This window comes from Mycetocola miduiensis (genome assembly GCF_900115155.1).
Lineage (GTDB): Bacteria > Actinomycetota > Actinomycetes > Actinomycetales > Microbacteriaceae > Mycetocola_A > Mycetocola_A miduiensis.
On sequence record NZ_FOVM01000001.1, the window covers coordinates 404,535 to 423,933 of the forward strand.

Here is a 19,399-nt window from a genome sequence, read left to right on the forward strand (position 1 = left end):
GATCACCGTAGCGGCCCCACCGTCTCGCAACCTAAGTGCTTCCAAACTCATCGGTTTCGACCACTCGAGTTTCGAGACAGTTGGTGCTGCGATGGTTGCCGTCCCGTATGGGGAACGGCTACCGGACAACCTGGATACCCGGTCAAATACTAGGGATCAGTCACGGTTCTGAGGCAGTCATATGCTTTCAGTGAGCTGGCGGATCAGGGAGGCATGGTCGCGAACCGCTCAATGCGAAGCGGACGTCCAGTACCGGTATCTTCGGGTCGTGAGTCAGCCCCTTACCCCGCGGTGACCAACGCGTGGGCACCCGTGGACTTGCCCGGGCAGGCGGGTGTACTTTGCAGCTATGGAAGGCTTCACGCGCCCTTCCGAAGACGACCGCGAGCTCGATCAATTGCGTCGGAGGGCGTACGGTCGCAATCCGGACATCGGTGTCGATCCTCTGGCTCTCGCGAGGTTACGCGAACTCGAGGCGGCCCATCGCGGTGACGTCTCGCGTCGGGTGAATGTTTCCACGGCCTTAGATGCAGCCTGTGCGAATGTCGCGCCGACGCCGGCTCCCGCCACCACAGCCTCGGCAGAAGATCAGGTAGCGGCGGAGCCGTCCGGATCGGCGACTTTCGAGCCGCCGCCGGTGGAGGAAGCGTCGTCGTGGTCGTCGTCGTGGTCGCGGCTGTTCTGGCGACGCGCGACAGCAACGCGGAGGAGTCGCATCGCGTGGTCGTCGGCGGCCTGGTCATGGCGGTCGGGATCGCCTCGACGGTCCTCTTCGTGTCCACACGTCCGGACGCTACCCTGCACCTGACCGCGGCCGACGCCGACCGCCAGGTTCGCCGACTGGTAATCGCGGAAGTGCCCGGGTTCGGAATTGACGCCTCAACCCTCCGCGCCTACGGGTCATACCTCGGCCTCGAGATCTGGTCCGCGGTCAACGCGTTCGACTCGCCGTGTCTCGTGGCGGTGCTCCGGGAAAGCAACAACGTCTCAGAATGGCGCTGCGCGCCGCCTGCGGCAGACCTCATCATGGACGTCTCGTCGTCCGGCGACGGGTTCGAAGGTTTCGAGGGACGGCCCGGCGAGGGCCTTGTCCGGTTCATGTTTCGTGGCGACAGGGTGGATGCCTACGTTCACATCACGCCGGAGGCCGGCTGATGAACGCCTCCCCGCCTCCGTCAGACGCTGAACGCGAACGGGAGGCTCTCCGCAGGAGGGCACACTCGCGGCATCCCGATGTACCGGACGACCCCGCAGAGCAGGCACGGCTGACGGAGCCTGAGGGGGCACGTACCGCCGACTCGCCCGCCGGCGCCGACGCCGGGACCCGCGACGCTCCTGCTGCGGCGGGCGGTGCGTCGATCGCTGACTCCACCAGGACCGAATCCGGAGCTGGTCGGCCGGACACTGCAGGCGACATCGCGACTCCGGAGGGGTCCGGTGAGGACGCGCCGCGGTCGCTGTGGCATCGTCTCACTGCTACACGCCGCCGTAGCGCGCTTGTGGCCGGCGCGCTCGTGGCCGGCGCCCTCGTGGCCATTCCTGCCATCGCGAACACTGTGGCGTCGCTCGTCGGACCGCGTCCCGATGTCACCTTGAGTCCAGTCGCGGACGAGGCAGACGCTCTCGTGCGCTCGTTGCTGGCTTATCGTTTCGGATCGAGATTCGAGAGTTCCAGCATCCGCGGCTACGAGCCCTACCGGGGATTCGAGCCGTGGTACTTCGAGGAGAAGCAGGGCTTCCAGTGCTTCGCGATCGTCGATCGTTCGATTCAATCGGTCGACGGCGCCAATTGTGTCCCGCCTGGTGTCGATCTCTTTGCAGACATCGACGCGTGGTCCGATCTGGGAAGCGACTACCTGGAAGGTTTCCCGGACGGGAGCATCATCCGGTTCCGTTACCGAGGAAACTCTGTGGACGTCTTCGTCTATCCGGCGTCAGGAGCCGACTAAGGCAAGGACCCCGGACGTTCTATAGAAGGTCTCGAGCTCTCGCCGGCCAGCCGCCGCTCCGTCGAGTCGACCAGAGCGGCCGCTTGGCTCGAAAAGCGCCGCACACGTAAATTTCACGAACAAAAAAAGCCCCGGAGAGACGACCGAAATCGGCGTCTTTCCGGGGCATACCGTGCGCCCGAAGGGATTCGAACCCCCAACCTTCTGATCCGTAGTCAGATGCTCTATCCGTTGAGCTACGGGCGCATGGGCTTGGCCCGACAAAACGTAGTCGCTCGCAGGCCGTATTAGAGACTACATGACCGCGCCGCCAGGCGCCAATCGAGCCATCAGCCGGGGCCCGATGCGCGGGCCAGGGGGTATAGTTGATATTTGTCAACGATCTATCCCGGAGTCCAATGCCACGAACCGCAAGCCCCACCACGGCGAAAAACACCAAGCGCCCCAAGCGCCCCGCCTCCGCCGACGGCACCATGTCTCAGCGGCAGGTACTCGAGGCACTATCCGGGCTTCTCCTGGGCATGTTCGTGTCGATCCTTGCCGGAACGGTGGTCGCGACATCCCTGCCCGTCATCATCTCTGACCTTGGCGGCGACCAGTCGGCATACACCTGGGTCGTGACCTCGACCCTCCTGGCGACGACCGTGTCGACCCCGCTCTGGGGCAAGTTCGCTGACCTCTTCGATCGCAAGCTGTTGATCCAGCTGGCTCTCGGCCTCTTCGTCGTCGGGTCTGCCGCTGCCGGCTTCTCGCAGGACACCAACACACTTATCTTCTTCCGCGTGCTCCAGGGTCTCGGCGGCGGCGGCCTCGCCGCACTCAGCCAGATCATCATGGCCGACATCATCAGCCCACGCGACCGCGGCAAGTACGCCGGCCTCTTCGGCGCCGTCATGGCGGTCGGCACGGTCGGCGGGCCGCTCCTCGGCGGACTGGTGACGGATGCCTTCGGCTGGCGCTGGAACTTCTTCATCGCGTTGCCGATCGCGATCGTCGCGATTTTCCTGCTCCAGTCCACCCTGCACCTGCCCAAGCACCCGAAGCGTGTCGTGCGCATCGACTATCTCGGTGCGATCCTTATCGCGGGCGGCGTTTCGCTGCTGCTCATCTGGGTGTCGCTTGCCGGCAAGCAGTTCGAGTGGCTCTCGGTGCCGAGCGTCGTGATGGTCGTCGCATCGGTCCTGCTCCTCGTAGCTGCCGTTTTCGTTGAACTCAAATCGCCTGAACCGATCATCCCCCTCGGGATGTTCCGCAACCGCACGTTCACGCTCTCGGTCATCGCGAGCATCTCGGTCGGTGTGTCTATGTTCGGAACATCCGTCTTCCTCGCCCAGTACATGCAGCTCGCTCGCGGAGCCACTCCGACAGAGTCCGGTCTGCTCACCATCCCGATGATGGCCGGCCTGCTGATCTCCTCGACGGTGTTCGGTGGCCTGATCAGTCGACGGGGCAAGTGGAAGGCGATCATGGTGTCCGGCGCGATCCTCACCGTGGCTGGGTCCCTGCTGCTCGGCACTCTGCACTACGACACCAACCTGATCCTCGTCGGCATCTATATGGCGCTGCTCGGCGCCGGGCTCGGCATGCTCATGCAGAACCTCGTCCTCGTCGTGCAGAACGCCATCGAGGTGAAAAACCTGGGAGTGGCAACGAGCGCGATCACGTTCTTCCGCAGCCTCGGCGGCACGATCGGCGTCTCGGTCCTCGGCTCCATCCTCGGAACGGTCGTCGCCCAGAGCATCAAGGATGGCATCGCCGGCCTTCAGCCGAAAGACCAGCTTCTGGCCGGCACTTACCTGGGCAGCGGCACGATTCCCCAGATCTCCCAGCTGCCCGACGTACTGAAAACCGTCGTCGAAAGCGCTTACGGATCCGGTGTCGGCTTCGTCTTCCTCTGCGCGGTGCCCCTGACGATCGTGACACTTGTGGCTGTCATCTTCCTTCCCAACGTTCCGCTTGGCACCCTCAATGCCGTCCAGCTCAAAACCCAGAACGGCCGCCCGGGCGCCGATAAGGCCCGGGAGCGCCACGACGCCAACGACATGCTCATTGACGTCTCCACCGCCAGCGTCGCCCTGCCCGCGGTGGGGCTGGCCAATCCGACAGAGGCGCCCCCTGCCGTGGGCGCGAACTCCGCCGAGTCCGCACAACGGAGAAGCAGCGAATGACCTCCCAACCGACAGGCAGCAGCCCAGCATCCGACGACCGGCACGCATCCGCAATCCTCGCCGTCGAAGATTCGATCAGCACCCTGTCACGCAAGCTGCATCTCATCGTGCGGAACGCGGCGACAGCGGTCGACCCCTCACTCCAGCCCGTGAGTTACCGGCTGCTGCGGACGATCCAGCGCTGCGGATCCGTTCAGGCAAGCGTGGCGGCTGACATGCTCGCCATCGACAGAAGCGTCGTCAGCCGTCAGGTCCGGCAGCTGGAAGAGCTCGGCCTGGTCGAGACACGCACCGACCCCGACGACGGGCGAGCAAGGATCCTCGTTCTCACCGAAGAAGGGGCCAGCCGGATGCGGTCGGTCAACCCGACGAACCGCACGATCATGCATGGGCTGCTCTCGTCCTGGCCGGCGGAGGAGCTCGAAAGCTTCGCAGCCCAGGTGGAGCGCCTCAACGACGCCGCAGAGATCGCGACCGGTCCCGTTCCCCAGCCCTGAGTCGGCTCCCGCCACGCGGGTCTTTGTGCGCGGCGCTGGTGTTTTTTCACCCGCGCCTGTCAATAACACCCGCACGAACCGCCGGCACGGGACGCACGGTTACCGCAGATGTCGCTCGTCAAGTGCTGTTCGGATGCTTCATGGCGGCGATCATACGCCCGCGAGCAACGGGCGGGCAGCCCGCGTCAGGCGGCAGGCGTTGGGCAGTGAACCTGCGTCTTCACTCCGGTGCGGTCGACTTCGTGTAACGACATGGCCTGGCCGCAGAGCGGACAGGCGGACTCGGACGCCGGGGGCAGCGGCTCCTCGTCGTACGGCCCAAGCGGCGGCGGCCCGATGTACGGACGCAGCCGATTGTTCAGCCAGTTGGTGAAGCCACCGGCATCCGCGATGCTCTGCCGCGTCTTTTTAGTTCGTGCCATAACTATTAGTGTATAGGATGAATGGGAGAGGAGGCTGGCAATGACCCAACCCGCAGCGATCGACACGGAAACCGAAAACCTGCTCGCCCTGGAGAATCAGGTCTGCTTTGCACTCGCCGTCGCGAGCCGCAGCGTCCTTGCCTTGTACCGCCCGATCCTCGAGCCCCTCGGCCTCACCCACCCGCAGTACCTCGTGATGCTCGCCCTCTGGGAGCACAGCCCACGCTCGGTGAAGGAGATCGGCGCGGCACTGCAGCTCGAACCCGCCACGCTCTCCCCGCTCCTCAAACGCCTTGAAGCAACGGGCTACATCCGGCGCGAGCGCAGCACGGTCGACGAGCGCGTTCTCGACATCACCCTCACGGATGCCGGCCACCGCCTCCGCGACCGGGCTGAAAGCATCCCGACGAAGATCGTCTCGGAGCTCGGCATGTCTGTCGACGAGCTGACGAGAATGCGCGAGACGCTTCACGCGGTGATCGCGGCTGCGTCACCGGCCTGAGCACTCCCCCTCAGCTCGCACCTCGCGTGCGATAGAATGGATCCCAGCGAAGGGGAGTAGTTCCCACCGCCGCTTTCAATCCAGAAACGGCGACGCGGTCTGTCGACACACTGGTCTCACGACCCGGCAGCCCACCCGCACAGGCGGGCGAGCGAGACCTTCGGCCACATATTCACGATGGCCGAAGTCTCGAAAAGTTTCCCGGGATCTTCGGCCCACGCAGCAGGAGAATCCCGTGACCGAATCCCCCACCATTCGCACGCCCAGCGCCGCTGAGATCAAACGCTGGCGCCGATACCTCGCCGACGAACGCGCGGAGGCATCCGTTTACGGTGAACTCGCGAGCCGCCGGACCGGTGAGGAACGCGTCATCCTTCTCGGTCTCGTCGACGCCGAGCGCCGGCACGAAGCCCACTGGATCCAGTTGCTCGGCGACCACGCGAACGACCCCACCCGCACCGCCCTGCGCACCCGGCTGCTCGCGTTTCTCGCGCGGCGTTTCGGATCGGTCTTCGTGCTCGCCCTCATGCAGCGCACCGAATCCCGTTCGCCATATGAAGCGGATGCCGACGCCACCGACGCGATGGCGGCCGACGAGCGCCTGCATGAGGAGATCGTGCGGGGCCTCGCCGCCAGGGGACGCAACAGTATGTCCGGCATGTTCCGGGCCGCCGTGTTCGGGGCGAACGACGGGCTGGTGTCGAACCTGGCACTGGTGCTCGGCATGGCCGCCACCGGCGTCGGCACCGGAGTCGTGCTCGCCGCCGGCGTCGCCGGGCTTCTCGCCGGAGCGCTGTCGATGGCCGCAGGCGAGTTCGTCTCGGTGCGATCCCAGCGAGAACTGCTCGAGTCGACCACGCCCGACCCATCGGCCCGCAGCGTCCTCCCCCAGCTGGACGTGGACGCCAACGAACTCCAGCTCGTCTACCGCGTTCGTGGGATGGCGCCGCAACAGGCCGCCGAGCACGCGCACGAGGTACTCAACGGACTGGACTGTGCGCACGTTGGCATCGACACCGGAAGCGTTTCGGTACAGAAGGACCAACACGAAGAGATCGGCTCAGCGCGCGGCGCCGCGATCTCGAGCTTCTTCTTCTTCGCGTCCGGCGCGATCGTGCCCGTGCTCCCCTACCTATTTGGCCTGAGCGGTCTCGTTGCGGTGGCCGTGGCATCCGTTCTCGTCGGGGTCGCACTGCTCATGACCGGCGCCGTCGTCGGGGTCCTCTCCGGGGCGTCACCGCTCAAGCGGGCCCTGCGCCAGCTGGCTATCGGGTACGGTGCCGCTGCCATCACTTACCTGCTCGGTCTGATGTTCGGCACGACGGTCGCCTAACGCGACTCAGGAACGCCCGCGACCGCGGTTACGACCCTTGCCGAGCTTCTTCGGCGCGCGGTGCGGCCTGGGGGTGAACGGCTTCGCCTTTTCTTTGGGCTTCGGTTTGCGTTCCTTCGGCGGCGCTTTTTCCGGCTCTTCCTGGGGGGAGCGTGAACTGCGGGCGGTCCTGCCTCGAACGACGCCGATGAACTCCTCGACGTCGGGGGTGGTGTGCTCCTCGAGCCAGGCGAGGCCGATCTGTGACTCGGCGACATCCGTCACCGGGCGGGCGATCACATCCTTGCGCCCATACAGCCTGGCCACCGATTGCGGCACGATCAGGATGCCCACTCCCGCGGCGACGAGTTCGGCGGCGTCATCACCGGTGCGGATGCTCGGAAGCGGCCGGCGCGTCCCCTCACGGATCTCGTCGGCTACGTCGCGCCACTCCGGCACCGAGTCCGGGTCCTGCAGCAGGTGCTCAGCGGCGAGCTCGGCGACGGTCACCGATTCGACGAGCGACAGTTCGTGTTCCTTCGGCAGCATCACGACCGGGGTCTCCCGGTAGAGCGGGATCACGTTCAGCCCGGCGTCGTCGACCGGCAGCCGGACGAAACTGACGTCGGCCTCGCCATCATGCAGGACACGAACCTGCTCGGCTTCCGGGGTGGGCGCGAAACCCAGCGGCAGGTCGGGGCGCCGTTCGGCCCACACCTTCGACCATTTGGCGAGGGTCACCCCGGGCACGAACGCAATCGTGAAGAGGCGGTCAGGCGTCGATTCGGCGTCCATGATGCCTCCTTCATGCCGCTCGAGGAAAGAACGGTCGATTCACAGGGTATTACGGATGCCACCGCTCGCGTGTGGCCAGGCGTTCCCCCGGCTACGCTTGCGTTATGGCTTCCAACAAGACACCCCAGACGATGAAGCCGGAGACGGCAGCGAAAAAGCTCAACGTCTACCTGCCGGCAACGCCCGATGAATTCCAGAACCAGCCCGTGACCCGCGAACAACTGAACGAGCTTCTCGCGTCGCCGCCTGAGTGGCTCGTCGAACTACGCAAGAACGGTCCGCACCCGCGCCAGGAAGTCGCTCGCAAGCTCGGTATCTCCGTGTCAGGCCTCGCTCGCGCCGAGATGACGGATGCCGCCCTCACCACTGCAGAGATCACCGCACTTCTCGAGGCCCCGCCGGCCTGGCTCGTCACCGAGCGCGCCACCCACGCCGAAGTGATGGCCGAGAACTCACGCATCAACGAGCGAAATGCCGGGCTGCGCGTGCTCGCGGAGGAAAAGGCCCGCAAGGAGCAGAAGCAGCGCGAGCGGGAACAGCAGGAGTAGCAGCGACGCAGGACGGCCCGCGGCGTTTTCGCGTCGCGGGCTTCTGTTCTTCGCGTCTCTTCATGCGTTCCGGCCGGAAGCATCCGGCGTGCCGCGTGATCCCGTCCGGAGTGAATGAACCCGCGACGGGTGAATCCGCGGGTGGCGCTGGCGAACGTCAGCGCGTGAGGTCGAGCTCGCGCTCTCGCTTGCGGGCGCGGTTCCGCTGAACGGTGCGCACGACCCACCAGGTGACGAGCACCGCGACGCCCGCGATCACCACGTACTTGAGCACGTCGGCGTACTGGAGCACGACGCCCCAGTTCTCGCCGAGGAGGAAGCCAGCGACCACGAAGATGCTGTTCCAGATGAGGGAACCGGCGGCGGTGAGCAGCCCGAATACCAGCATGTTCATCTTCTCGATGCCCGCCGGGATCGAAATGAGGCTGCGGAAGATGGGCAGCATCCGCCCGAAGAAGACGGCTTTCTTACCGTGGCGGCCGAACCACGCGACGGTTCTGACGATGTCGTCAGGGTCGACGAAGGGGATGCGGGCGGCGAGCCAGACGGTGCGGTCGTGACCGAGCCAGCGACCAAGACCGTAGAGGACGAAAGCGCCGACGATCGAACCGAGCGTCGTCCAGAGGATCGCCTCGGCAATCGTGAACGAACCCTGGCTGGCGGTGAACCCGGCCAGCGGCAGGATGACCTCGCTCGGGATGGGCGGGAACACATTCTCGAGGAAGACGATGAGGCCGGCCCCGATCGGGCCGAGCGCTTCCATGACTTGAATCGCCCACTGAGCGATCCCGTCGGCGACACCCGCCGATGTCGAGTCCGCTGAGGCGGCGACGAGGGCGGCGGTTTGGGGCAGTGGGATCATGGGTTGTCTCCACAGTGGTTGGGACTGCGGCAACGACAACTCCGACGATGCCAGGGCGGACCCGGTCAGTCTGCCATACCGACTCGGGGGTTTCCCTGAGAAACGTGTGATCCAGCTGGCGACACTCGAGGGGAGTCACTCCCGGCGGCGGCTCGCCTCACGAATCTGCCAGGTGATCGCCCCGGTGATCAGCACCGCGACGAGCGCAGAGAAACCGACGCCGAACAGGATGCCTGCTGTGGCCATTTCGCCGCTCAACAGAAGTATCAGTCCAAGCGCGAAGAGGAAAACGGCGAGGAGGGTGAGAGCCCGAAAATAGGGATTGCTCGCGGCTTTCGGTGCCGCGGCGCCGAACGTGGCCTGAATTTCGTCGCGTGGGAGACGCGGGATCTCCTCAGTCATGGCTCACACTCCCGTAGTGTCTGGCAGACCCTCAACCTAGTCGCCAACGAGCCTCGCGGGTGAGCCCCCGATCGGGCTCGCAACGGAGCGATTTCTCGTCACACGGTGGCGGGTTCGCCGTGCTGCGCCGATACCCGCGCAGCATCCATGATTTTCAATGTCCGGAGTCCAGAGAGCCCATCGGGTTGCGGGATCATGGAAGGGCGAATGCCCGGCGTCGGTTTACCTGAGTGCCGAACCGCATCGAGGAACGTCCTCAGTAGTAGCTCATCGAGGTCAGCGCCAATGCCCAAATAGATCTGGCCGTCTGGTCCGGATCCTCCTACGTGGCTGGCGAACGGCGCTATCTCTGCGGATCCATGCGATCCGGTCACTTGAAAAGTGAGGCCGCCCCATGTGGGTGCTGTGTCAGGCTCGCTCCAGGAGCAGTCGATGCTGGCAACGAGTCCACTTCCGTACTCAATGCTCACCAGGCCGCCGGTTTCGACAGCAACCCTCTTGTCGGCGTGGAGCACCTGGTTTGCGACTGCGTAGACCTTCACGGCTGGCTCGCCTTCAGTGAGCACGTCGATTAGGTCTGCGCAATGAACGACGTGGTCGACCAGCGCTCCTCCTCCTGCCGCTACCGGATCGACGAACCATTCGCGGGAATCCAACGGGACCTTTCCATTGTTGGTTCCGCTGACCGAAAGCGGGATGCCCAGACTCCCGGAATCTACCAACTGCTTCAGCTCACGGAACGCGGGAGAGAACCGCACGGGGTAGGCAAGCATGAGAATAGAACCGGCCCTTTCACATGCCGCGATCATCGCTTCACCGTCTGCGACTTCTGTCGCGAGCGGCTTTTCGCACAGAATGTGAACGCCAGCGTGCGCCGCCCGCTCCACGAGCTCTCGATGGCGCGAGTTTTCGCTCGTGATTATTACTGCGTCTGGCTCCCAAGCAAACAGGTCCTCGTAAGTCTCCGCGTACTCGACGCCGTTTCTTCGTGCGAACGCGCGACCTCGGAGTTCCCGGGTGGGGGCGGACTTGTGGTCGGGATCGGACGCTAACAGTTCCACGCCGTTCATCTTTTGCAGGGCGCGGATGTAAGCGGATGCGTGGACGTGGGCGAAGGAGGCGATCGCGACTTTGAGGGGGCGCCCTGATGGAGTCATCGCACTGCCATTTCTGCTTGAGACGCGTCGTGGAGTTGCGTGACCACGCCACTTGAGATGGCCCGCGAGACTGCCTCAGCGAGCCGCACCGCTTCCACCCCGTCTTCACACGTCACCCGCGGGTCGAGGGTCGGCCGAAGCTGAAGAAAAGCTTCGAGCTCGGAAAGGTATGGATTGTGTTGAGCTGCTGCCAACGCGCGGCGGACGAGCCGTGGGCTTCCACCGGCATCGGGAATGTCAATCGATAGCTCAGAGATCTGGCGGGAGTCGTGGCGGATCACTCCAAGGTCTCCGGCGATGGAGAACGAGCTGAAGAATTGGGTTCCGATCGGTCCCCACGTCGCTGTTACTTGCGAGATCGCTCCGCTGGCGTGGGTCAAGGTGGCGTGGACGGTGCAGATGCCGGATGCGTCGCCGGGAACGGGCCTGCTCCGGACCGCGTAGACACTATCGACGGCACCGCACATCCACCGGGCTTGATCGAGATCGTGAATCATCAGGTCGAAGACGATTCCGCCAGAGCGCGCATCATCTGAGAGCCAGCTGCCAGGGAATGGCGCAGCGGTGCTGCGGTGAAATCGAGCTACCGCCACCTGCCCGATCCGGCCTTTTTGGATGGCTCGGTGAGCGGCAATGTTTGGTTTGGTGAACCGTACGACGTGGGCGGGGAACACAGTTCTGCCATATAGTTCCGCGGCTGTTTGCACGGCGAGGGCAGAACTGGTCGACAGAGCCAAAGGTTTTTCGCAAACCACATCGTGCCCTGCCTCGATCGCAGTGACAGCGAATTCGGCGTGCGTGTCGCTGGGGGTAACGATGTCTACGAAGTCAACGCGTGAAAGGAGTTGCTCCATGGAACTGGCAGTCCTGACACCGTGACGTCCCGCCAACTCTGCGGCTCCCTCGTGGGCGAAGACAATCACCGACGCGCCGAGCTGGCCCCATGCGGCCATGTGCGCGCGCCCCATTCTGCCGGCGCCGATCAATCCAACGAGGCGAGGCTTCGCCCCGGCGTCCGCCAGCGGGCCGTTCGTTCTACTCATGACTAGGCACTTTCTGCGTTCTCCCCGTGAGAGGCGTCGTTTGGGCGGCTGGTGTTTGGCGAATCGTTGGAGAGTTATCAGCCCGAACTTCTGAAATGTCTGGCACCGGTACCCCTTCGATGCCGAACAACTGGCGCGAGCTTTCATGGAAGCCGAGGGCCAATGCCCCACGCAGAATGCTCTCCGCGCCCACGGTCGAGGCGAGCACGTCCGGCTTGAGGTCGAGAAGAATGAGTCGGCGGACTTCCGTTCGTACCGCTGTTATGAATTCCCCGGATAGGTCGGAAGCGGGCAACTCTCCACCGATAACGATCACATCCGGGTCGAAGACGAGTGAGACTGTCGCGATCCGCGTGGCTATCTCGGTGACGAACCTGGCCCACTCGGCGTGCGCGTCTGAATCTCCGCGTTTGACCATTGAAAGGATGGCGGCGGTTGATTCAGCGCCGGTCCACGTCAGGTTGCCCTTGACAGAATTGGTGGTCCACCGGAACCCCCGAAGGCTGGCAAGTTCACCGGCGCTACGGTGTGCTCCCTGATGGATCTTTCCGTCGATTGTCAACGCGAACGCTATTCGCGTGCCGATGTGGAAGTAAAGGATGTTTCCAGCAAGCTGAGCGCTTCCGAAATGGTGTTCGGCGTAGGCGGCAAGTTTGGTGTCGTTTTCCAGGAAGACGTGGCACCCGAGCTCATTTCCCAGATGTCGGGCCAGATCCGTGTTGTTCCACTCGGGCACGAAATAGCTCTGTGCCACCTTCCCGTCGAGCCCGATGGTGCCCGACACGGCAACGCATGCTGCTCGAAGCTTCGACGCCGGGGTCCCTGCGTCGGCTAACGCGTCTCGGACAGTGCTGACCACGGTGTCGACTCGCTGTGATGCCGTCGGCGATCCGGAGATTTCGCGACTTGCGCGACCCACCACCCTTCCGCGCAGGTCCGCTAACATCACCGTCACGTTGGACGGGCCTGAGTCGATTCCCGCGACCAATGCGTTCAGCGACTGGAACTGGAATCGCCGAGCTGGTCGGCCTCCGTTGGCTCGGCTTGAGCCAGCCGGAACTTCGGTGAGCGTTCCGCCTTCTTCCAGTTCGTTGATCACCGCGTCAATGGTTGGGCGAGATAGCCCGGTCCGCTGGACGAGGTCACTGATCGTCAGCGGCTCCTCGGAAGCACGGAAAACATGGATGCATGTCAGTGCATTCGCATGCCGGATGTCCGCGGAACTTGGTGGAGCGTCCATATCACCGCCTCAATTTCTCGCCCTACGGCGGCCTCGTGTAGGACACAACGTAGCATTCACAGGGAGGTTTCGTAACCCCGTCTTCGCTAACCCTCCTGCTTGTACGTTTGGCGACGAAAAAGCAGGATCGTACGTCGAAACAGAATTTTCTCGATTAGGTATAGACGTTTCATAACCACCCTGCAATACTCTGAGGAAATGATCTGTCCAAAGGAGGACCAGTGAGCACCACACCAAAGAAACTGAGATACGCCGGCGTCGCGGCCACAGCGGGGCTCGCTGTCCTGCTGTCCGGTTGCGCTAGTGGCAACCCCGCGGCCGGAGGGAAGACGGAGATCGTCTTTTCCTATCTGTGGGGAGGCGCCGAAGGCGATGCGCTCGCTGAGCTCGTCGACGATTTCAACGAGTCCCAGGACGACATCGTTGTCAAGGGCGTCTCATCGCCGGACGTGCAGAAGCAGCTCACGCAGATGAGCAGCAGCAAGGGAGCGTTCGACATCTCCGATAATTTCGGATACGCGACAGCCTCTCTTGCGTCCAAGGGCGTCCTCGAACCGCTCGACGAATACATCGAGCGTGACGACTATGACCTCTCCGACTTCATCAAGCCTGCGATGGATCAAGCCGTCTATGACGGTAAGACCTATGCCATTCCTCTGGGCGTGCACACTCACCAGTTGATGTACAACAAGACTTTGCTCGCGGAGGCCGGCATCACTGAACCTCCAACCACAATCGAAGAGTGGGCGGAGATGATCCCGAAGCTCACAAAGAAGGATGAGGCGGGGAACATCACCCAGCTCGGCTACGGGCAGGTCGACGCACCGCGATCATTCGTCTCGCTTGCCTTCATGATGGGCGGAAGTTTCTGGGGCGAAGGCGACGAGGCCCCCGCACCGAACAACGATGGAACTCAGGCTGCACTCGACTTCTACTATGACACCGTCATCGAGCCCAACGGTGCGGACCGGGTGCAAACTTTCATGTCCGGTTTCGGAGAGTTGTACTCTCCCGAGCACCCGTTCTATAAGGGCCAGATTGCGACGCACATCGACGGCGCGAACCAGGTGACGATGATCGAGCAGCTCGCGCCGGATCTCGACTACGGAGTCGTACCCATCCCTCACCCGGAGGCTCACCCCGAGCGGGCTGGTACGTCGGAGATTACGAACTCCACCTACTTCATCCCTTCCAACTCGAAGCACAAAGATGAGGCTTGGGAGTTCATGAAATATCTACTCGACAATGAGCCACTGGGAAACTTCACGAAGGCGATCTCCAACCTGCCAGCCCGACAGTCGCTGGCCAGCGACCCGATCTACTCGGAGCTCCCTGAGCAATACCAGGTGTTCGCGGACTCCCTTTCGAGCGAAAATCTGGCCTCTATCCCGGCCGTTCCATGGGCGGCCGAATACCGCGCCGATCTCAAGCTCGAGCTCGATAAGGTCAACACCGGGCAGAGCACCCCTGAAGAAGTACTCAAGGCGCTCGAAGAACGAGCAGGAAACTACGGCAAGTGAGTATCCAAGCCCGCCTGCCCCTTCGGCCTTCGTCATCGACGAAGGCCGAAGGGGCCGCGCCTCAGCAGGGGTCCGGTCGTCGGCGCACCGCACGACGTGACCAGAAATACGGGCTTCTTTTCGCCTCCCCGTGGCTGATCGGATTCGTCGCATTCATCGGCCTACCGATCATCGCGTCGGCCTTCTACAGCTTCACGAGCTTCAATCTCTTCCAGTCACCAGAGTTCGTCGGATTCGCGAATTACTCCCAGCTACTAGCGGACGACCGCTTCTATAAAGCTGTCTTCAATACGTTCTTCCTTGCTTTGTTCGGAGTGCCTCTCGGACTCGCCCTCGCTTTGGCCCTCGCACTCCTACTCAATGTGAACGTGAAGGGCCAGCCTCTCTACCGGGCGGTCATCTACTTGCCCACCATTATTCCGACGATCGTCGTCGTCTACGTCTGGCGGTGGCTCCTGAACGCCCAGTACGGGTTTATCAATGAAGCCATCTCGACGATCGGATTGCACCGACCACTGTGGTTGGACGATCCGATGTGGACGAAGCCCGCGATTTTGATCATCGGCTTCTGGACTATTGGCGGGACCGCGGTCATCTATCTGGCAGCCCTCAAAGAAGTTCCAGCCGAGCTGCACGAAGCAGCGAAAGTTGACGGGGCTGGCCCCTTCCTTCGCTTCAGACACATCGTCTGGCCAGCCATCACCCCGGTGACCCTTTTCCAGGTGGTCGTTTCGCTCATCGCTTATCTGCAGATGTTCACCCAGCCGTACCTCTTGGCCCAGGAAGGACGCAACGATGTTGGCGCCGGACCGAACGATTCGATGCTGACCTACGCGATGTATGTCTATCAGAATGCGTTCGTCTATTTGAAAATGGGCTACGCCTCCGCGCTGGCTTGGGTGCTCTTCATCCTCATCCTCGTCCTCACCTTCATCATCCTCAAGTCGTCGAAGCGGTGGGTCCACTATGGCAATTGACACTGTGCGCCGGGGGCCAAGCGCCCGCAAGGCCAGCCGCAGCCTGCTCGCTTACGCAGGCATTCTGGCGGTCGTCGGAATCTTCATATTCCCCTTCCTCACCATGATTACGACCTCGTTCAAATTACCGACGGACGTCTTCACATTGCCGCCGGCTCTGCTCCCCGAGACGTGGACGTTTGAGAACTTCGGTTTGGCCCTGGAGGCGATGCCCATCGATCGGTACCTGTGGAACACAATCGTGGTGGCAAGCCTGAGCGTGATCGGGACTTTGGTTTCCTGCCCGTTGGTCGCCTATGCGCTCGCCAAATTCGAATGGCGGGGCCGCGGGGTCGTGTTCTTCATCGTGCTCGCAACGATGATGCTCCCCCCACAGGTGACGATGATCCCGCTGTACTTGGTGTTCGACACTGTTGGGCTCACGGGTACGATTTGGCCGTTGGTTCTCCCCACGTTCTTCGGGACACCCTTCTTCATTTTCTTGATGCGCCAATTCATGATGAACGTCCCCGACGATCTGATCGCAGCCGCCCGGCTCGATGGAGCATCTGAGTTCCGCATCTACTGGAGCATCGTCCTACCGCTCGCGAAACCCGCTCTCGCGACGATCGGCATCTTTCAGTTCATGTGGGCCTGGACAGACTTCCTAAACCCGTTGATTTATCTGAACGATGAGGCCAACTACACGCTGTCGCTTGGCCTCTACAACTTCTTCTCGGAGAACGGAATCGCCTGGGGCCCGCTAATGGCGGCCAGCGTTGTGTTCACGGTTCCTGCACTGATTGTGTTCCTGATCGGCCAGCGCTTTTTCCTCAGCGGTCTCGCGACCAGCGGGCTCAAGTAGTCGCGCGTCAAAAACGGAAGGCAGTAAAACTCATGAAAGTTGCGGTCATCGGAGGCGGCGCGATTGGCACCGTCCATGCGAAAGCGTATGTCGCGGCAGGCGCCCAACTGGTGGGGGTCGTCGAGCCCGTAACCGCGGTGGGAGAACGTTTCTCCACCGCATTCGGAGTACCCGTTTTCGACACCCTGGATTCCCTGCTTGCGGGTGATAATCCGCCTGAGGCAATCAGTATTTGCACCCCGCCGTTCACCCACCGCCAGCTCGCGGAAGTCGCAATGAAAGCTGGCGTTCACGTGCTCTGCGAAAAGCCAATGGCGCACACAATCGAAGATGCTCGAGCCCTCCACCGTTCCGCCGAAGCATCGAACGTGACATTCGCGACGGCGTATTGTCACCGATTCCAGCCGGAACTCGAACTTATTCACTCTCATATCGAAACCGGTGAAATCGGAACAGTCCGGACATTCTTCAACGCCTTTTCCGGGCATCAGGACGACATCGAAACACGATGGTTCGGTCGGAAAGAGCTCGCCGGAGGAGGGGCACTGATCGATGCCGGAATTCATTCAATCGACATCTTTCGTTACCTGTGTGGCGAAGTCGATTCTGCGACGGGCACGCTTGCCACAGTGCTCGACGGAACAGGACTCGAAGTCGAGCACACAGCCGCCATGACTTTGCGCTCGGTCACCCATGTCATTGGAACCATCGAGTGCTCCTGGAAGTCACCGACCGGGCAATCGATTGTTCGAGTTGAAGGTTCCGAAGGCTCACTGACCTTCGACTATGCCCGCCAGGGGCAGGTCGCAAAGCAATCCCGAAGCGGTGAGGTGGAAATCCTCCAGGTGAGCCCAGGAAACCGGTTCGAGCGCGAAATCGCGGATTTCATCCGCTCGGTCACAGTCGGAATGCGCCCAAGAACGGGCTCTCTCGACGGGCTCGTGGGCGTTGCGGTCCTCGACGAGGTCTACAGCCAGAGTGACAACCGTTCTCTGGGCAGCTCGATCCTCAATGAGGTAGCGTGACCGCCCCTGGCCCCAGCGTCGGAATAGTCGGAGCGGGGAACATGGCGCGCGCGCATGCCGCGGCCTGGGAGGCAATCGGGGCAGAACTCTATTTCTATGCCCCGTCGGGCAGCGCAGCAGTCGCGGATGATTTCGGTGGCACGGAATGCTCCTCTTTGGCGGCGCTTTACGCGGCCGCAGAACTTGTGGACATCTGCGCTCCGACGCCACACCACCTGAACCTTGCCCGATCGGCCGTCGAAGCCCATCGCCACGTTCTCTGTGAGAAGCCGCTCTCCCGAAGCGCTACCGAGGGCCGACAGATGCTCGCCCTCGCTGCCGCCCACCGACGACTGCTGATGCCCGCTCACGTTGTGCGCTATTTCCCCCAGTATGCGGCCGCGCACCAGGCAGTTGAAGACGGACGCCTCGGTGCGATGGCTGTGCTTCGCTTCCACCGAAGTGGAGCGACCCCGCAACGGCCCTGGTTCACCGACGACAACGCCTCCGGCGGGCTCATCCTCGATCAGTTGGTCCACGACATAGACCAGGCCGTGTGGATGGCCGGACCGGTGGCGACCGTCTACGCCTCGGAAAACCGGAGCGAGAGGAGTGGTGCACAGGCGCAGACTGCCCATGTCATCCTCACCCACCGCTCCGGGGCGGTTTCCCATTGCCGCGGCCACTGGGGTGCCGAGGGAACGGCGTTCTCATTCGGCTTCGATATCGCCGGCACGCTGGGAACGCTGACGTACGATTCCCGCAAGAACACCGGCTTCGAAATGAGCACGACGCGTGGGGCCTCGCCTACGGAGGATGGTTTCATGCCCGATCTCGGCTACTTCACCAATCCATACGAAGTGCAGGCACGGGATTTCCTGCAAGCGGCACAGACGGGTTCATCCCCGAGAACCAGTGCGGAGGAGGGCCTGTACGCCGTTCAACTCGCCCTCGCGGCTATCCGCTCGGTCGCAGAGCACCGGGCCATCGACGTCGACGACGAAGGAGACCACTCATGACCACCGGACGCCTCAAGGTCGGAATCATGTCATTCGCGCACCCGCATGCCGGGAACTACATCAGTGCTCTCCTTTCTCGTGGCGATGTCGACATCCTCGCATCAGATCCCGGGGCAGCCACCGCACCGTCGGGCGAGATACGAGGCGCCGAATACGCCGCTCAGCACGGAGCACCATACGTCGACTCGTACGAAGAACTTTTTCGTTGGCAACCTGACGCGGTCATCGTGTGTAGCGAGAATGCGCACCACCGTGTCGACGCAGAAGCCGGGGCGAGGGCTGGCGCTCACGTGCTGTGCGAGAAGCCCCTCGCGACCACGGTGGCAGACGCACGTGCCATCGTTGACGCATGTGAGGAGGCTGGTGTTCTCCTCATGACCGCGTTTCCGATGCGCTTCACTCCGATGTTCGAAGCCGCCCGCGCTGCGATCCGGGACGGCCGGATCGGTGAGATCGTCGGGGCTACCGGAACGAACAACGGAAAGCTCCCGGTCGGAGGGCGCTCCTGGTTCGTCGACAGTGAACTCGCCGGCGGCGGAGCTCTCGTCGATCTCACGGTTCACATCGCGGATCTCCTCGATGCTGTCCTCGCCCCTGAGGTTCCCGAGCTTGTGTACGCGGCAACGAACCGGATCCTGCATTCAGAGAACAGCGCAGTCACGAACGAGACGGGAGGCTTGGTCAACGTCACGTATTCGGACGGCACCATCGCAACGATCGATTGCTCGTGGAGCCAGCCAGATTCTGCGGCCAGTTGGGGCGGCCTGACCCTGCAACTGATCGGGACGGAAGGTTCGATAGACATCGACCCCTTCGCCCTCCGTGTCGAAGGGGTCGACGAAGCGAACGCCAACGGATTCTGGCTGGGGTACGGTGCCAACAACAGTGTGCCGCTAATCAACGAATTCATCACTGCTATTCGCGACGGACGACAGCCCGAGCCCAGCGGCCAAGCAGGACTCCGCGCGGTAGAGATTGTCGCTGCAGCACAAGAGTCGGCGGCGACAAGGAGCGCAGTCAGCTTCGGCGAAGCACCATCCGACTAGGAACAAGGAAGAGAAGCAAGCCGGCGACACCGGGCTGGATCGTGGCGTTCACCTATCTGCGGGACCAAAGGGTGCCCGAACATCATCGTCCG

At 62.8% G+C, this 19,399-nt stretch carries 20 protein-coding genes and 1 tRNA gene; 13 read left to right on the forward strand and 8 right to left on the reverse strand.

All coding sequences use genetic code 11. The features are described 5' to 3' along the window. The first annotated feature begins 654 nt into the window (after positions 1-654). Both BM197_RS01945 and BM197_RS01950 read left to right on the forward strand, forming a co-directional pair. On the forward strand, positions 655-1,155 hold the full coding sequence (locus BM197_RS01945) for a hypothetical protein (protein WP_090708325.1): 501 nt from the start codon (positions 655-657) through the stop codon (positions 1,153-1,155). Beyond that, positions 1,155-1,949, forward strand: coding sequence for a hypothetical protein (locus BM197_RS01950; RefSeq protein ID WP_090708326.1), 795 nt, complete (start codon positions 1,155-1,157; stop codon positions 1,947-1,949). Before BM197_RS01945 ends, BM197_RS01950 begins: the two co-directional genes overlap by 1 nt. Positions 1,950-2,122: 173 nt before the next feature. On the opposite strand, the gene BM197_RS01955 is transcribed toward BM197_RS01950, so the two are convergent. After that, positions 2,123-2,195 (reverse strand) — tRNA-Arg (locus BM197_RS01955). 227 nt (positions 2,196-2,422) lie between these two features. Between BM197_RS01955 and BM197_RS01960 the strand changes: the two genes are divergently transcribed. Continuing rightward, positions 2,423-4,117 (forward strand): MDR family MFS transporter, encoded by a 1,695-nt coding sequence (locus tag BM197_RS01960; RefSeq protein WP_090708937.1) that lies wholly within the window; start codon positions 2,423-2,425, stop codon positions 4,115-4,117. Continuing rightward, entirely contained in the window at positions 4,114-4,614 is a 501-nt protein-coding gene (locus BM197_RS01965; RefSeq protein ID WP_090708328.1) for a MarR family winged helix-turn-helix transcriptional regulator, read from the forward strand. Before BM197_RS01960 ends, BM197_RS01965 begins: the two co-directional genes overlap by 4 nt. A 185-nt stretch (positions 4,615-4,799) precedes the next feature. Here the strand turns inward: BM197_RS01965 and BM197_RS01970 are convergent, their stop codons facing one another. Beyond that, on the reverse strand, positions 4,800-5,036 hold the full coding sequence (locus BM197_RS01970; protein WP_090708330.1) for a hypothetical protein: 237 nt from the start codon (positions 5,034-5,036) through the stop codon (positions 4,800-4,802). A 40-nt stretch (positions 5,037-5,076) separates the two neighbouring features. Between BM197_RS01970 and BM197_RS01975 the strand changes: the two genes are divergently transcribed. Together BM197_RS01975 and BM197_RS01980 are read left to right on the forward strand one after the other, a co-directional pair. Continuing rightward, positions 5,077-5,538 carry a MarR family winged helix-turn-helix transcriptional regulator gene (locus tag BM197_RS01975; protein WP_090708331.1) on the forward strand — a complete coding sequence of 154 codons (462 nt, stop codon included), beginning with the start codon at positions 5,077-5,079 and terminating at the stop codon, positions 5,536-5,538. 235 nt (positions 5,539-5,773) lie between these two features. Further along, entirely contained in the window at positions 5,774-6,871 is a 1,098-nt protein-coding gene (locus BM197_RS01980) for a VIT1/CCC1 transporter family protein (RefSeq protein WP_218151793.1), read from the forward strand. Between the two features lie 6 nt (positions 6,872-6,877). On the opposite strand, the gene BM197_RS01985 is transcribed toward BM197_RS01980, so the two are convergent. Continuing rightward, positions 6,878-7,645 carry a LysR family substrate-binding domain-containing protein gene (locus tag BM197_RS01985; protein ID WP_090708333.1) on the reverse strand — a complete coding sequence of 256 codons (768 nt, stop codon included), beginning with the start codon at positions 7,643-7,645 and terminating at the stop codon, positions 6,878-6,880. A gap of 104 nt (positions 7,646-7,749) precedes the next feature. Between BM197_RS01985 and BM197_RS01990 the strand changes: the two genes are divergently transcribed. Continuing rightward, a complete protein-coding gene (locus BM197_RS01990) occupies positions 7,750-8,193 on the forward strand; it encodes a DUF5997 family protein (RefSeq protein WP_245762336.1) in 444 nt (147 codons plus the stop codon). Positions 8,194-8,350: 157 nt separating this feature from the next. Here BM197_RS01990 and BM197_RS01995 read toward each other — a convergent pair whose 3' ends face one another. The 5 genes from BM197_RS01995 to BM197_RS02015 form a co-directional block, all read right to left on the reverse strand. Continuing rightward, positions 8,351-9,055, reverse strand: a complete 705-nt coding sequence (locus tag BM197_RS01995) for a DedA family protein (protein ID WP_245762337.1) — start codon at positions 9,053-9,055, stop codon at positions 8,351-8,353. A 135-nt stretch (positions 9,056-9,190) separates the two neighbouring features. Continuing rightward, positions 9,191-9,457, reverse strand: coding sequence for a hypothetical protein (locus BM197_RS02000; RefSeq protein ID WP_090708336.1), 267 nt, complete (start codon positions 9,455-9,457; stop codon positions 9,191-9,193). A 98-nt stretch (positions 9,458-9,555) separates the two neighbouring features. Beyond that, positions 9,556-10,527: a Gfo/Idh/MocA family protein gene (locus BM197_RS02005; RefSeq protein ID WP_245762338.1), complete on the reverse strand. Its 972-nt coding sequence runs from the start codon at positions 10,525-10,527 to the stop codon at positions 9,556-9,558. 83 nt (positions 10,528-10,610) lie between these two features. After that, positions 10,611-11,657: a Gfo/Idh/MocA family protein gene (locus BM197_RS02010; RefSeq protein ID WP_177216679.1), complete on the reverse strand. Its 1,047-nt coding sequence runs from the start codon at positions 11,655-11,657 to the stop codon at positions 10,611-10,613. Beyond that, the gene (locus BM197_RS02015) at positions 11,650-12,897 is read right to left on the reverse strand and encodes an ROK family transcriptional regulator (protein ID WP_090708341.1); all 1,248 of its coding nucleotides are present in this window, start codon (positions 12,895-12,897) and stop codon (positions 11,650-11,652) included. Before BM197_RS02015 ends, BM197_RS02010 begins: the two co-directional genes overlap by 8 nt. Positions 12,898-13,118: 221 nt before the next feature. Between BM197_RS02015 and BM197_RS02020 the strand changes: the two genes are divergently transcribed. Genes BM197_RS02020 through BM197_RS02045 form a run of 6 tightly spaced genes read left to right on the forward strand, consistent with a single transcriptional unit; the run spans position 13,119 to position 19,307 of the window. Next, positions 13,119-14,417, forward strand: a complete 1,299-nt coding sequence (locus BM197_RS02020) for an ABC transporter substrate-binding protein (protein ID WP_177216681.1) — start codon at positions 13,119-13,121, stop codon at positions 14,415-14,417. Further along, positions 14,414-15,394 (forward strand): carbohydrate ABC transporter permease, encoded by a 981-nt coding sequence (locus tag BM197_RS02025; protein WP_245762339.1) that lies wholly within the window; start codon positions 14,414-14,416, stop codon positions 15,392-15,394. Before BM197_RS02020 ends, BM197_RS02025 begins: the two co-directional genes overlap by 4 nt. A gap of 4 nt (positions 15,395-15,398) precedes the next feature. Then, on the forward strand, positions 15,399-16,238 hold the full coding sequence (locus tag BM197_RS02030; RefSeq protein ID WP_245762340.1) for a carbohydrate ABC transporter permease: 840 nt from the start codon (positions 15,399-15,401) through the stop codon (positions 16,236-16,238). 32 nt (positions 16,239-16,270) lie between these two features. Continuing rightward, the gene (locus tag BM197_RS02035; RefSeq protein ID WP_090708346.1) at positions 16,271-17,263 is read left to right on the forward strand and encodes a Gfo/Idh/MocA family protein; all 993 of its coding nucleotides are present in this window, start codon (positions 16,271-16,273) and stop codon (positions 17,261-17,263) included. After that, a complete protein-coding gene (locus tag BM197_RS02040) occupies positions 17,260-18,261 on the forward strand; it encodes a Gfo/Idh/MocA family protein (protein WP_143094959.1) in 1,002 nt (333 codons plus the stop codon). The genes BM197_RS02035 and BM197_RS02040 overlap by 4 nt, the downstream gene beginning before the upstream one ends. Continuing rightward, positions 18,258-19,307, forward strand: coding sequence for a Gfo/Idh/MocA family protein (locus BM197_RS02045; RefSeq protein ID WP_090708350.1), 1,050 nt, complete (start codon positions 18,258-18,260; stop codon positions 19,305-19,307). The genes BM197_RS02040 and BM197_RS02045 overlap by 4 nt, the downstream gene beginning before the upstream one ends. Positions 19,308-19,399 lie beyond the last annotated feature (92 nt).